This window comes from Clostridioides sp. GD02404 (genome assembly GCF_045898275.1).
Taxonomy (GTDB): domain Bacteria; phylum Bacillota; class Clostridia; order Peptostreptococcales; family Peptostreptococcaceae; genus Clostridioides; species Clostridioides difficile_A.
The window spans coordinates 1-13440 of sequence record NZ_JBJOCA010000035.1 but is presented as its reverse complement, the minus strand read 5'-3'; the positions used below and the strand labels follow the sequence as shown (position 1 = coordinate 13440).

Below are 13440 nucleotides of genomic sequence, written 5' to 3'. Positions count from 1 at the left end.
CTCCTTTCAAGTTTTATGTTTATATAATTAAGTATATAATATATCTTGCTACCTAGATATATGTAATGAGATAACAAATATATCCAAGTAGCAAAATAAAGTTTTCTATATCAGGATAGATGATACCTAAAACTATTTTATTAAACTTATTTTGAGATTCCAATGGTTTTTCTTACTTTGAAATCCCAATAATATTTTTGAATTTCTTATAAGTTAACAGATATACAAAGTACATATAGATACCACAAATCCCTATAAGACCTAAGTTTATCAAAAGAGCATGCACCTCGCTGTTGACAATTCTACTATCATTGTTAATCATAATCATAAAATTAAATAGATAGATTACAAAACTTCCTACAATAAGAGGGTATGAAAATACTTTCTTTAATTGATTTTTAATACAGAATTTTATATAGTCGTTATTAGCTCCTAATCGACTTAAGTCCATAAAAACTTGCTTATGATTCATAGCTATAGTGACACCTCTTGTATATGCAATGATTCCAACTGCTGCGAAACAGATGATTGCCACATATATAAATAACATCAAAAAGACTGCCATATTTTTTATCATATCTTGGCTTTGTAAAATTTTAAAGTTGGGATAGTATTTCCAATTAAGGTACAGTTGATTATTGTCTGGTTCTAGTTTTAGAGGCCCTTCTCCACTTGTATATCTCTCATCCATAAAATACTTTTCTCCAGTTGATTCATAACGTTTTTTTACATACTCATCATAACCAGTAAACATACCCAGTTCTTTAGATGTTCTTTTTATAATCTCTGCCTTTAAATCATTAGCAAAAGCATAAGTATCTTTAGAATTATCTACATTAAATAGTACAGAATTATTGTAATTTTTTATAGATAAATCTTTAGTAAATGCTTTATAATCATTTTCATTAAGAACATAAACATTCATACTTTTGTTTTGAAAAAAAGAGCCATTAAAGATTAGATTTCCAGCATGTCTAAAAGGCATTTCTTTTTCTGTTACTGGACTTGATATAAATTTGGTATAATCGTAGTCTTGATTTTCATTCTCTTTATTTACAACAGCAAGATATTCACCATTTTTTATATTTATTGGTTTTCCAATTAATTTAGAAAAATCTTTAGAATTAAAGAACATGTCGTAGGAACTTTTTTTCAGGTATACATTGTCAATAGTTCCATTTTTATGACGTGTTGACTCCACACCATCAACAATCAATTCAATAGAAGGAAGTTCCATATAGTTGTGAATATCTATATTGTATTTATCTGCTAATTGTTCAATATCTTTTTTTGATACCTGTTTATCTCTTTGATTGTAGGTAAAAGTGTAATCGATAGGGTTGTTTTTAATATTATCATAAATTCCTGTGACTATATTAGGAATATAGAATATAGCAAATAATGCTCCTGCAATTAAAAATGAAATAACACACATATTTTTTACTGTCTGTCTTCCCATAAATCTCATCATACTAGTTGATATGATATTTTTGTAGTATTTCTCAGGGTGTTTTCCTCTTTTTGCATGTACTACTATATATGTCATAACCATGTAGATTCCAATAGCAGAGAATAGGTAGGTAATACTCCATATAGATGGTAATACATAATTTAATTTATCTATAACTATTGAAGGTACAATATAACCCAAAATAATACCTAGTATAACAAAAATCATACCTAATATACCATACCATTCCTTTACATCCTGTATTGGTTCAGATATTCTCTGGTCATTTAGTATATCAATTATATTTGTACGATTGATAAATTTTGATGAAAGCATAAATATACAAAATGTCACAAATATACAGAATATAAATCCATATATGAATCCTTGAGTCCCAAAATGATATGTCATTTCTCTAGTGTCAATAATCACTAATTGGAATATCTTCCAGATTCCAAAAGAGACAGGTACACTCAATAAAAGACCTAAAAAACAGCATATTATAGAAATCAACAATATTTCTGAGAATAGAAGCCTTTTTAATTTTTTCTTATCTGCTCCTAGAGCCATGAAAATACCAATTTCTTTACTTTTAAATTTTAAAAATAGGGAAGAAGCATATGTAGTAAAGACAGCACATCCTAATATAGCAACTGAGAATATCATTGTAGCTTGTTTTCTACTATCTCCACCAGTTGGGAGGATATTTTGTACTGTTGGGCTAAAATAAATTAGAGCATATGAAGTAACTAGTACTACAGAAAGTATTATACAAAAGAATAGGGTAGTATAGTTCTTCCAATTGTAGGCTCGAAGTTTTCCATATAACTTATTAATTGTCATCTTGAGCGCCTCCCATTTCTTTTAAAAGTTCTAGTAATTCATCTAGAAATTCACGTCTTGAATTTGATTTTACAACCTCCTTATAAACTGTTCCATCTTTAAGGACAATAACACGGTCACAGAAGCTTGCTGCAAAGCTATCGTGTGTAACCATAAGTATAGTAGCATCTAACTCCTGTTTTGCTTTTAGAAACGAATCAATAACTGTACGACAAGACTTACTATCGAGGTTACCAGTTGGCTCATCTGCTAATATTAAGTCAGGGTTGTTCATAAGTGCTCTTGCTACTGCTGTACGTTGCTTTTCTCCACCAGATATTTCAGCAGGGTATTTTTTTCTAATATGTTCAATACTGAATAGTTCGCATAGACTAATGGCACGGTTTTCCATTTGTAAGACTTGACCACCTTTGATAATTTGTGGAACACATATATTTTCAAAGACGCTAAGACCATCAAATAGCATGAAGTCCTGGAATACAAATCCTAATTGCTGGTTTCTAACTTCAGAAAGTTCTTTTTCTTGTAAATTTCTTATATTATTGTTTCCAAGAGTTATTTCGCCATCGTCAATTGGAATAAAGCATGAGATACAATTTAGGAGAGTGGTTTTTCCACTTCCTGATGAACCCATAATTGCTACAAATTCACCTTTGTTGATTTCAAAAGAAATATTTTTTAATACTGGATATGTTTTATTACCTGTTTTGTATGATTTACATAAGTGATTTACTTTAAGCATATATACCATCCTCGCTTTCATTTATCTTGTAAGTCAATGATAGCATTTTAAAAGGGTAGAGAAATACCAGCCCTATTGTAAGAATTGGATGTTTTTTTGTAATACTTGAAAATGTATTATTGATTATGCAAAATTCTATGAAGTAGGAACTATGTGATTTCAGTCATGGTAGGTTCAAAGTGTTAGAGGTAGTATAGTTTATGGTTCTGTTGAGTAGTGATAGTGAGAAAGTTTATAAGTGTGTTTATAGGTATCGATTATCATGGTAGAGTAAGATAATATATTGAGAAAAAGGGTCATGGAGTAGTGAAGTAGTATTTAGAAAAGATTTTAAAAAATATAAATGTTATAGAATTGGAAAGGGATACTATAGTATTAAACCAAATAAATTGCTAAAAAATTTAAAGTTTGGTGTTAAAAGTATAAAAGAACTACTAATATAAAAATCATAATGAGTCTATAGAAAATATAAATAGAGATTTAAAAATATCCTAAAAAGCGATAGAAACACTTTTAAGATAGTCAAATAATCTCCATATCATCATAAATTATTATAATAAAGACATTAATTTCTTACCAAAAAAGATACTACAATCAACAATGAAAAAACAATTGAAAGTATCGAAAAAGTAAAGTGAGAATTTGAGTCATTATTACGGTTATTAAGTTTTATCCATAAACCACATATAATTGTGAACAATAATAAAATTGCTGATATTACTCCTATAAATGTAAAAAACATTAAAACTCCCTCCCTATTTAATGTAAATATCTTTTAGTCAATGAGAATATTTTCAACCATTACCAGGGCTATACAGCAAAAAAGCTAATATATCATTATTTTATAGTATCTACTAGAAGTAAATCTAACTGAAAATCTATTAGACTATTCCTTTGTTCAACATTCATAATATCAATACCACTATACTTAAAAAAAGCATCAGAACGAAGGCAAAGCAACTGAATAAATGAAGTTATTTGATAAGCAATAGTTCTGTATTTAGCCTCAGTTTTTTTATTGTTCTGATTTTCATAATGAGCTTTAACTAAAGGAAGTATCTCAAATGGATAAATAATTTCCTCTTGTACCAATATGTAGGGTACAGAAACTCTTATAAATTGACTATGTGCGTCTATAAATTCAAAAAATGCAATTATTATTTCTCGTAACTGCTGTTTAGGCACTAAATCTTTAATATCATGTGAGGCTTTATACTCATCCATATGACACTTTAAAAACTTTTTAATAGCAGTATTAACTAATGCTTCTTTAGATTTAAAACAATAGTTAATCATAGCTAAATTGACATTTGCCTTAGCTACAATTTCTCTAGCTGTAATGCTTGAAATATCTTTATGCGAAGATAATAACTGGATTGTGGCATTAATTAGCTGTTCTTTTGTAGAATCTGTTCTCATAATTTTCCCCTCAAAAATTTCCCTATAAAAAAATTAAACGTGTTTAATACACGTTTAGATACTATCATGAAAATTTTGGGATGTCAATGGGTGCTTAGACCTTTATAAGGGGGATTTGAACTTCTGTAAGATAATTCTCAGGATTTGATTCATTATGCTCACCTTTATGACCAAGCTGTCTATTTACACCTGACATCTTATAATCACTATTCTTATCCAACCAATAACAAAAGGATTCATATGCACCAGCTATATTTTCATATGGTCCATATACCATGGTGCATGCCATTATATCAACTTCTTCTGTCTCGCGATATGTAAATTTGGACTTATTCTTTCCAAACTTCTTTACGACCATTCCAACCTCAACATCTACGCCATTACCTGTAAGCTCTTCGTCATGATAAAACGCTATATTATTGTTGGATTGACGTGACACTTCTATATGTTCCTCATTAATAAAATCAGATAACTTTTTCCAGAGGATACCTTCATAGAAGTAGTCTGGTATTATTTCTCTAAGAGATATGATTTTATAACTTGGAATTTTCTTAAAGACAACATTATGATGAATCTCATCTTTATCACATTTTAAGGCTTCTATAAATTTATCAATTTTATTTATTCTCTGTTTCTCTTGTTGTATTTCCTTTTGTATTTCATTCTTTTTTCGATTTAATTCCTGAATTACAAATTCATCATCCCAGTTATGTAATATATTTGATATTTCTGCAACACTAAACTTTGAATCTCTTAATAAGACGATTTTTTGCAAAGTTGAAATCTGTTCAACTGAGTATAGGCGATAACCTGTATATTTATCTATTTCTGCTGGTTTTAAAATACCAAGTTCATCATAATAACGTAACATACGAATAGATATCTGTGTCAATTTTGAAACTTCTCCAATTTTAAACATGAAAATGCGACCTCCTTTTCACTTATAATCAGTATATATTTTGTTTTTATATACTTCAAGCATTTAGGAAAATACGTTAAGGTTGCAAATCTAGCTCAAATTCAAAATCATTTGACTTTATCTGTTCAATTTCAGAATCTACTTTTTGTTTAAATTTATTAGAATAAAGTATGTATACAACAAATACTAGTCCAAATACTATTTGTACATATTGAGAGATTACACATAATTTAATAGAGTATTGAGATAACAATTGGATATTAAAAAAATTGTACATCATATGGACAAATCCAGCTGCTAAAATGCTTCTATTGGTATTTATATACACAAAATTAATTATAAAGGTTAAAAGTACAATGTTTGGTATAAATAAAACTGCATTAAATAAAGAATCTTGTGCTAGATTATAGGGTATTTGACCAAAAGTAAAATAAGACCCTATATACCAAATTCCACAAATAATTCCTAAAATAATTGAAGAAGTTGTAAATCCAAATCTTACTAAGAGTTTGTCAATACAGTATCCTCTCCATCCTGCTTCTTGACTAAGTATACTTAATATAAAACTTGATAATAGCATGAATGCAATTTTAGAAGGTTCATATATTGCCATATGCATCAAATTTATATTAGAAGTTTTCTCATTAAAATGATTACCTATTATTAAAGAAACTATAAAGATTGAGGCAAAGAATAGTATTGTAAATAATGGCCATTTTATGCCCATTTCTTTAAAGCTAAAAACTCTATAAGAAAAATCTTTTTTTGCATTATCTGGATATATGGTAGAGATAAAAAATAGACCTACAATAGCTGGTGATGTATATCCAAGATAAAAAATAAGTTCTCCAAGTATAGTACCAGTAATCCCGAGCAGTACAGGTGTAAGACTGAATATCCAATTTAATAATAAAGTAAATGTAAAAAAATAGCTTAAGTGTTTATTTGTATTAAAAGGGGTATTATATATTTGCATCTTTTCACTATCCTTTCATTTTATAAGAGCGTTTTAATTTGTATTAGTTGATTTTTTTGTAATAAGGTATAATCTAGTAGCAACTCTCAGTTATGATAATATATTATTTCTTATATTTTTGCTAATTGTTTCTACACTAAATATGATTAGTTAGCATTTAACACTGACCAAGTATGTTGTACTGTTTTGATTATAATATAGGTCAATAAATATAAAATTAGTTATATTAATAAAATACTTTAAGATTTATTAAATGTTTAGCTTTTCTCTAATATTTTTTATGTAACGGCGATTAATAATAACCTTTTCATTATTTGTTAAAGTGGCTTGCATACGATTATGTGATATTATTTTTATGCTTTCTATATAGTCCCTATTTAAAATCATGGATTTAGATATTCGTGAGAAGGACGTATTAACTAATAATTTTGATAATTTATATATCTTTAAATCAATTTCAAACACATCATCCTCATAATAAGCAAATGTCTTGTTTCCTACTGTCTCAAAATATAAAATATCACAGACATTAAGTTTATAAATCTCTCCTGATTTTTTCCCTTTTATATCAAGTAGTGGTGTACTTAATAATGAAATTATTTTCTCGATGTTATTATCTAAGGTAGAGCATTTTATAGTTATCTCAATATCATCGCAATTAGTAGCTTGTTCGACATGTATTTTCATTAATCATCACCTCATTTTATTACTGTCATTAGAATAGCATTATATCTTATTGAGTCCAACTAGATGCGTTCTGAATTTCAAATTAAGTATAGTGAAATTCAAAAATAAAATAATGAAATTCAAATTTGAGGTTGCAAAATTCAAAAAAATACTATAGATATTTGGATTATTTTTCCAAATATCATAGTATTTTTCATAGAATATATCTAATTATTTTACAAATGGACCTATTTTATGATTTTATATATTGTCAAAATTATTTCTTAAATACCAAAATATTTTTGGATAGTGTATCAATACTGTTTGATAAAGTATTTAATTTACCTTCAATTCTAACCAATAAATACATGGATAGGGCTATAGGGAAACCAACATTTGTTATTAACAGCTGTAAACTATCGTCCATGAAATTAACCTCCTATTCTATAACTAAGTCATAAGGAGTGGTATTTGTTTCTACAACCTTAGCTTCAACAGCAGAAGCAAGGTCGAATCCTCCAACTGAAAAAATATTTTTAGATATTATTAAATCCATAACAGATTTTATATCTTCTTCAGTTAAGTTATCTTTTGGATTTTCTATAGAAAAAGAAACTTGCTTATCCTTTATATTTTTAAAACTCATGACTAATTTTTTCTTAATCTCCATACAGTTACCTCCGTTATAATAATTTATATTTTTAATTGTTACTATTAGTGGTTGATTTTAATTGTTGTTGGTATATTTAAAAGATATTATTTAGATAATGATGTACTGTCTAATTTTAAAATATCTACAATAGGGTTTTCTTGAAGCCCTGCTATCGCTTCTGCAACAGTATAAACATCATCATCTAATGCTTCTGCCTTTACGTTTGCAAATGATTTACTTTTAATAACCGCCTTACCCTTATCATCAAAACCAGCATCCAATTTTAATTTTATACTAGATAAATTTTTTGTTGAAACAACTGCCATAAAATTACCTCCTAAAAATTTAATTTCAAAGATTTGTCGACTTTCTTTGGTAACTATAATACTATCATCTAAGATAATATCGGAGTTAAACAGTAATTTCTTAAGATTATTTGTGTAAATTTTTATTGGAAAAATTTTGATGTAGGTATATTTATTTAATTTATATGTTATATTTGAAGACTTATTTTCAATATTTTTGATGTGGTATTTGTGTGTTTCTCTAGGACTTTGAGCTATTGCTGTTTGAAATTGCGTGTGTCTAAAATTAAATACTCAAAGATTGGGGAGTGTTTAAAAAATTATTAAATTTAATCTGTAAATAAAAAAGTTAAAAGTCCAATATTAACATTTTACTTTTAAACCATTAAAATCTTTATTAAGGCCAACAAAGTTATTATGTTATGAAAAATTTTATTAAGTTTATTAAAAGGAGTAAATTTTTTGTTCAGATAAGTAAAGTTATTAGATTAAGAAGATTTATACTGGAGCTAATGAAAGTGTCAAATTAATAAGCATTTTTTTTAGTAAATAGTGTTAATTGAGTCAATAGGGTTGATTGAAAATCAATAAAGTTAATTGATTTAATAATATACTGAATAAAAACTTTGTTAAGGCTATAAAAAATATTTTAAGGGGGAATGTAGTTTATGAAAATAAAATTAGAGGATATACCAGTTCAGTTTCATGCAATGATAGAAATAGTGGGGATTGATAAGTTCATAGAGATTGCTAAGTTGTATGGAGGGACAAATACCTATATACCAACATGTAAGGGGCTTTTTAGATATGCAAGAGATAGGGAGATAGTAAAACAGTTTAATGGAGTAAATTACAACGAGTTGGCTATTAAGTATAATATGTGTGTAAGTAATCTTAAGCGAATATTAAATGAAAATGGAATATAAAATATAATACAAAATGTCTCATAAAGTCTAAAGATAAAAGACAGAAAAGACATTTTGCAAAATTTTTTTAGACAAAAAAACTAAAATTACTGCTTTTTAATTTAAATACATTGTATATTCTATAAAAGAATTTGTTAGATACTGGAGATATATTGAGAATGTAAAGAAAATAGTCGGAAATATTTGTTGGCTAAAAAATAGATAAAATGATACAATTGCTTGTACAAAGGGGAAAAAACAGTAAATAAGCTATATAAATAAAAAAATATAAATTAATATGACATAATATATTTGTATTTTTAAGGATATAAATAGATATTTTAAGGAATAAGTTATGTAATTAAAAAAAATATATATTTATATTTAAACTATTGTGTTATTTATATAAAAATAATAATTAACTTGTTACAAGCACTTATTAATAGAAATGGGGGAAATAGAGATGAGTAATGGATTTTACAAATTGAATTCAGCAGTATTGGGTTTTGATATAAAGAATGATATTAACAAAATAAGATTTAATCACTATATAATGAGAAAAGAAAATATACAAAGGTTTCAAGGTACTTTACCAATGGGTCAATTTTATATGACAGTGAGAAGAACTGCTACAGACTTACATCTGTCTATTTCTACTATAAGTAGGCTTGTAAGAGAGTTTTTGGATTTAGGAATAATAAGGTTGGTATCTAAAGGTGTAAAAGGTAAAAACCATTCTATATATAGTTATGTAAGTGTAGAATTTAATGGAAACTTATCTGAAAACACTCACATGGAAGGTGATGTTAATGGGGATTTAGTTGATATTGATATAGAATTTGATTGTGATGATAAAGAGGAATCCTTTAATAGTGGCGTGAATGTAGAGCTTGAGTATAAAGATAATAAGGATTTGTCTAACGATACAGAGTATAGTCGTGATAATTTTCATAGCAAAGACACTATAATTAATAAATCCATTTCTAATATTAACACTATCAAAAACTATATCAATGAATCCTTTAATATAAAAAAATCAAAAGAGGACAACTCTAATCTACTATCAAAACCAATAAATCTAGACCTTAACGATACGTACAATGACATATATAAAAGAGTTAATAATAGTATAGAAAATAATCAAGTTAAAAATGTCATAAAATCCAGCAATAGCAAAATATCCAGTGATATAGGTATCACAAGTAAAAATAATTCCTTTAATCGCATTCATAATATACAAAAAGAAACTAAATCTGTAACAAGTAAAAAAGAATCTTTAAATAAATTTAATAAAAAAAATATACAACAAAACATTATAAACATGCTAAACAAAAAATCAGGAAAGAATTTTAAAATCAATTCTCCAATAAGTATAAAACTTATCAATGAAAGGCTAAAGGAAGGTTATGTCTTAGAAGATTTCTACAGAGTTATTGAGGTAAAAGTAGCTAAGTGGAAGAATACCATAATGGAAATGTATATAAGACCAGAGACTTTATTTAGCTATAAATTTGAATCATATGTGAATGAAAACATATCTATAAAAAGTCAAAACAATGTTTATCAGTGTAAAGAGGGTAATAGTCATCACAACTGTAATTATGGACATTCTAACTATACAACATATGACAATAGTAGTCGTGAGAGAAAAAAACATGAGAATGTAAGGTACTGGAATCCTATATGTGAAATTTAATTAGTATAATAATGTATTCGTAGCTAATTGTCGTATTATAACTAATAATCATATTGTAACTGACAATGTATTCATAATAAACAGTGTATCACATCATAATTAGTAATGTATCTATAACTAGCAATGTATTTTTATTCTAATAATGTATTCATAGCCAATAGTATTGTAACTAACAATATATTCATAACAAACAACATATCATAATGAATAATGTATTTATAACCGATAATGTACTTAAAAATTAAAATATAAAAAACTTATGAAGAAAGTGAGATTAATTTATATGGGGAAATCAGATGTTGAAATAGAAAAATCTATTTTAGGCACAATTCTTTTAGACAATAAATTAAACTATAAGTTAGATGAATTAAGTGAGGACATGTTTATGGAAAATATATGTCTTGAGATATTTAAAATTATGAAAGAGCTTAAAAAAGAAAACATAGTGATTGATGTAGCTACTGTAAAGTCTAGGATAGATAGAAAATCTCTAGCGATAAAAACGAGTAGCTTAACTAGTCTAATCACTTGGGGACAGAATTTTGGGATTGATAGCCATATTAAGATTTTAAAAGAAAACTTGGCTAGAAGAAGTATAAATCAAAACTGTCAAAGACTTTTACAAAGTCTAAACCTTGGAGAAAATATCGACACCTGCATATACAAGTTTGAAAATAATATAAAAGAAATTTTAGACAGAGATACCCATGAAAATGATGATGTAAATAGTATTGCAGAAAAGGTACTAGATTTCTTGGAAAATGATAAAGAAGTTGGTTTTAAATTTGGCATAAAGTTACTTGATGCAACTATAGGTGGTCTTTTTAAAGGGGAACTGACTACAATAGCAGCTAAGTCTGGGGTTGGAAAGACTGCTTTGGCACTTCAAATAATGTTAAACTCAGTTAAGCAAGGAAAAAAGACTTTATTTATAAGTAGAGAGATGACTAGTGAGCAAGTGTTTATGAGAAATATATGTAGGATGACAGGTGTAAGTACAAGAAATATGAAGTCTAAAGAGATAAGTGAAAATGATTGGAAGCTTATTGTAAGTGCAATAGGCGATTTGAGTGAGAATAACTTAATTTACATAAATGACAAGATAGATACAATCAGTTCAATTAGAAAGAGGATAAGGCAGGTAAAGCCAGATTTATTAATAGTGGATTATGTGCAACTACTTACATCTCAGAAAAGTATGGATAAAAGGGAAAGAGAAGTAGCTACATTTTCTAGAGAGCTTAAAAATATGACTTTGGATTTTGATATACCAATAATTCAATTAAGTCAGTTAAATGATGAAATGAAAGATTCAAGACCTTATGGAGATAGACCCATGAGGGATAGTAAGGCTATTTACCACGATAGCAACAATGTGGTTTATATACATCAATTAAAAGGGAGTGATTATGAAGAAGCAGTTAAAGATATAGGAGAAAGTGAGGAAGCAGTTAGGGAATCAGAGTACAGGGGAATTAAGATGGTTGATTTAATCGTTGCAAAGTGTAGAGATGGACAGACCAAGCATAAGCACTTTTGCTATTTTGGGGATAAGTTGCATTTTCAGGAGCTAAAGTATTAGGTGAGTAGGATAGCTATAATAAGCTTATTGAAAGGTAAGAAACAGGAAATATAATATAAAATATGAGGTGAAAATATGCTAGAATTAGAGAAAATTATAGAATTACTTGAAGAACACAAGATAGAAGTGAGTATTCCAAAGGAGTTACATAAGTATAGTTTGCTGGAATATCTTAAGTTGTGTCAAAAAAGCGGGGGAACCTATTTTTATATTAAGACAATGGAAGGTGCTTTAAAAGATGCTAGAAATGAGCTTATGATTAAATTGTTTAATGGAAAAAATTATATGGAGTTAGCAAGAATGTTCGATATGAGTGTTATTAATGTCAGGTATATTGTAAGAAAAAAATAGAGTTGATTTGGAGAAGGCAATTTTGAGGTGTTCATAAAATATAGGTTAATGTAGTTGGGGTTAAATTGTGATTAATAGATTAAGAATGTGTATAAGTTTAAGGATATAGAGGAATCTAAGTGTGATTAATAACATGATTTTGTGAATAAAGTTGGAGTTATATTTGGGTTAAATGTGTGGCTAACAAGGTAAAACTGTGTATAAGATTATGAGTATGTAAAGGAATGAATTATAATTAGTAAGGTAAAATGGGATGTATAGTTAAGAATATGCAAGATTTTAAGGTATTAAACTATACTAATAAGGTAAATGCGCGTGTGTAGTTAAAGTTTGTATAAGAGTATGATGTGTGATTAATAAAGAAATATGTGTATAAAATTACGAGCATAGACAGGTCTAAGCTGTGAATAATAGAGTAGGAATGTGTATAAAGTTATAAGTAATAGATAGGTGAGATTGTGAGTAATAGAGTAAAAATGTGTGTAAGATTAGAAACTAATAGATAGGTTCGTTATTAATTAAATTTCTTCCATAGATAGAGTACAATTTTAATATTGATATTTTATGTGATTAAGTCACAGATAAAAAGCAAATATATTGATATAATTCTTATAGATTAATAATATAGGGAGGTTATTATGTCTAACAAAAAAAAGAAGTATGCAAATATTTTAGAAAATGAGTGCGTAGCTTGTGGAAGCTGTATAAAAGTATGCCCAAGAGGGGCAATCTCAGTTCCACATGGTATTAGTGCAAAAATTGATTAAAAAATAGCTACGCACACTTGTGACTTTAGCCATGAGTTAGTAGCTAAAATAGTCAGCATATAGGGAAACTTATATGTAGAGATAGGATAGAACCTATCCAATACTACTTGAATTGCTGGAAACCCCTAAAGCTAACCAAACTAAAACATAAGGATGAAATAAACCTA

At 27.5% G+C, this 13440-nt stretch carries 15 protein-coding genes; 5 read left to right on the top strand and 10 right to left on the bottom strand.

The genetic code is table 11. The features are described from left to right. Positions 1-172 precede the first annotated feature (172 nt). The 10 genes from Q3287_RS16960 to Q3287_RS16915 form a co-directional block, all read right to left on the bottom strand. Positions 173-2293: an FtsX-like permease family protein gene (locus tag Q3287_RS16960; RefSeq protein ID WP_407964487.1), complete on the bottom strand. Its 2121-nt coding sequence runs from the start codon at positions 2291-2293 to the stop codon at positions 173-175. After that, positions 2283-3035, bottom strand: coding sequence for an ABC transporter ATP-binding protein (locus Q3287_RS16955; RefSeq protein WP_223152717.1), 753 nt, complete (start codon positions 3033-3035; stop codon positions 2283-2285). Before Q3287_RS16955 ends, Q3287_RS16960 begins: the two co-directional genes overlap by 11 nt. Positions 3036-3600: 565 nt before the next feature. After that, a complete protein-coding gene (locus tag Q3287_RS16950; RefSeq protein ID WP_054269136.1) occupies positions 3601-3777 on the bottom strand; it encodes a hypothetical protein in 177 nt (58 codons plus the stop codon). A 95-nt stretch (positions 3778-3872) separates the two neighbouring features. After that, complete coding sequence (locus Q3287_RS16945; protein WP_407964486.1) at positions 3873-4454, bottom strand: TetR/AcrR family transcriptional regulator; 582 nt, start codon at positions 4452-4454, stop codon at positions 3873-3875. Positions 4455-4548: 94 nt separating this feature from the next. Next, entirely contained in the window at positions 4549-5373 is an 825-nt protein-coding gene (locus tag Q3287_RS16940) for a MerR family transcriptional regulator (RefSeq protein ID WP_407964485.1), read from the bottom strand. A gap of 76 nt (positions 5374-5449) precedes the next feature. Beyond that, complete coding sequence (locus Q3287_RS16935) at positions 5450-6349, bottom strand: CPBP family intramembrane glutamic endopeptidase (RefSeq protein ID WP_407964484.1); 900 nt, start codon at positions 6347-6349, stop codon at positions 5450-5452. Between the two features lie 249 nt (positions 6350-6598). Continuing rightward, a complete protein-coding gene (locus Q3287_RS16930) occupies positions 6599-7036 on the bottom strand; it encodes a LytTR family DNA-binding domain-containing protein (RefSeq protein WP_054269140.1) in 438 nt (145 codons plus the stop codon). A 256-nt stretch (positions 7037-7292) separates the two neighbouring features. Continuing rightward, positions 7293-7442, bottom strand: a complete 150-nt coding sequence (locus Q3287_RS16925) for a YvrJ family protein (protein ID WP_054269141.1) — start codon at positions 7440-7442, stop codon at positions 7293-7295. Positions 7443-7454: 12 nt separating this feature from the next. After that, complete coding sequence (locus tag Q3287_RS16920; protein WP_054269142.1) at positions 7455-7685, bottom strand: DUF2922 domain-containing protein; 231 nt, start codon at positions 7683-7685, stop codon at positions 7455-7457. Positions 7686-7771: 86 nt separating this feature from the next. After that, a complete protein-coding gene (locus Q3287_RS16915; RefSeq protein ID WP_054269143.1) occupies positions 7772-7993 on the bottom strand; it encodes a DUF1659 domain-containing protein in 222 nt (73 codons plus the stop codon). Positions 7994-8640: 647 nt separating this feature from the next. Here Q3287_RS16915 and Q3287_RS16910 point away from each other — a divergent pair. From Q3287_RS16910 to Q3287_RS16890, 5 genes are all read left to right on the top strand, one after another. Next, complete coding sequence (locus Q3287_RS16910; protein WP_054269144.1) at positions 8641-8898, top strand: Mor transcription activator family protein; 258 nt, start codon at positions 8641-8643, stop codon at positions 8896-8898. 442 nt (positions 8899-9340) lie between these two features. After that, positions 9341-10573, top strand: coding sequence for a conserved phage C-terminal domain-containing protein (locus tag Q3287_RS16905; protein ID WP_407964483.1), 1233 nt, complete (start codon positions 9341-9343; stop codon positions 10571-10573). Positions 10574-10832: 259 nt separating this feature from the next. Then, positions 10833-12155, top strand: a complete 1323-nt coding sequence (locus Q3287_RS16900; protein ID WP_407964482.1) for a replicative DNA helicase — start codon at positions 10833-10835, stop codon at positions 12153-12155. 75 nt (positions 12156-12230) lie between these two features. Continuing rightward, positions 12231-12506 carry a Mor transcription activator family protein gene (locus Q3287_RS16895; protein ID WP_167640313.1) on the top strand — a complete coding sequence of 92 codons (276 nt, stop codon included), beginning with the start codon at positions 12231-12233 and terminating at the stop codon, positions 12504-12506. A 638-nt stretch (positions 12507-13144) separates the two neighbouring features. Next, a complete protein-coding gene (locus Q3287_RS16890) occupies positions 13145-13273 on the top strand; it encodes a 4Fe-4S binding protein (protein WP_407964481.1) in 129 nt (42 codons plus the stop codon). Positions 13274-13440: the final 167 nt, after the last annotated feature.

What these genes read in the sequence shown, in the direction of transcription:
- Q3287_RS16960 (WP_407964487.1), bottom strand. Translation starts at nt 2,293, where the DNA reads ATGACAATTAATAAGTTATATGGAAAACTTCGAGCCTACAATTGGAAG.
- Q3287_RS16955 (WP_223152717.1), bottom strand. Translation starts at nt 3,035, where the DNA reads ATGCTTAAAGTAAATCACTTATGTAAATCATACAAAACAGGTAATAAA.
- Q3287_RS16950 (WP_054269136.1), bottom strand. Translation starts at nt 3,777, where the DNA reads ATGTTTTTTACATTTATAGGAGTAATATCAGCAATTTTATTATTGTTC.
- Q3287_RS16945 (WP_407964486.1), bottom strand. Translation starts at nt 4,454, where the DNA reads ATGAGAACAGATTCTACAAAAGAACAGCTAATTAATGCCACAATCCAG.
- Q3287_RS16940 (WP_407964485.1), bottom strand. Translation starts at nt 5,373, where the DNA reads ATGTTTAAAATTGGAGAAGTTTCAAAATTGACACAGATATCTATTCGT.
- Q3287_RS16935 (WP_407964484.1), bottom strand. Translation starts at nt 6,349, where the DNA reads ATGCAAATATATAATACCCCTTTTAATACAAATAAACACTTAAGCTAT.
- Q3287_RS16930 (WP_054269140.1), bottom strand. Translation starts at nt 7,036, where the DNA reads ATGAAAATACATGTCGAACAAGCTACTAATTGCGATGATATTGAGATA.
- Q3287_RS16925 (WP_054269141.1), bottom strand. Translation starts at nt 7,442, where the DNA reads ATGGACGATAGTTTACAGCTGTTAATAACAAATGTTGGTTTCCCTATA.
- Q3287_RS16920 (WP_054269142.1), bottom strand. Translation starts at nt 7,685, where the DNA reads ATGGAGATTAAGAAAAAATTAGTCATGAGTTTTAAAAATATAAAGGAT.
- Q3287_RS16915 (WP_054269143.1), bottom strand. Translation starts at nt 7,993, where the DNA reads ATGGCAGTTGTTTCAACAAAAAATTTATCTAGTATAAAATTAAAATTG.
- Q3287_RS16910 (WP_054269144.1), top strand. Translation starts at nt 8,641, where the DNA reads ATGAAAATAAAATTAGAGGATATACCAGTTCAGTTTCATGCAATGATA.
- Q3287_RS16905 (WP_407964483.1), top strand. Translation starts at nt 9,341, where the DNA reads ATGAGTAATGGATTTTACAAATTGAATTCAGCAGTATTGGGTTTTGAT.
- Q3287_RS16900 (WP_407964482.1), top strand. Translation starts at nt 10,833, where the DNA reads ATGAAGAAAGTGAGATTAATTTATATGGGGAAATCAGATGTTGAAATA.
- Q3287_RS16895 (WP_167640313.1), top strand. Translation starts at nt 12,231, where the DNA reads ATGCTAGAATTAGAGAAAATTATAGAATTACTTGAAGAACACAAGATA.
- Q3287_RS16890 (WP_407964481.1), top strand. Translation starts at nt 13,145, where the DNA reads ATGTCTAACAAAAAAAAGAAGTATGCAAATATTTTAGAAAATGAGTGC.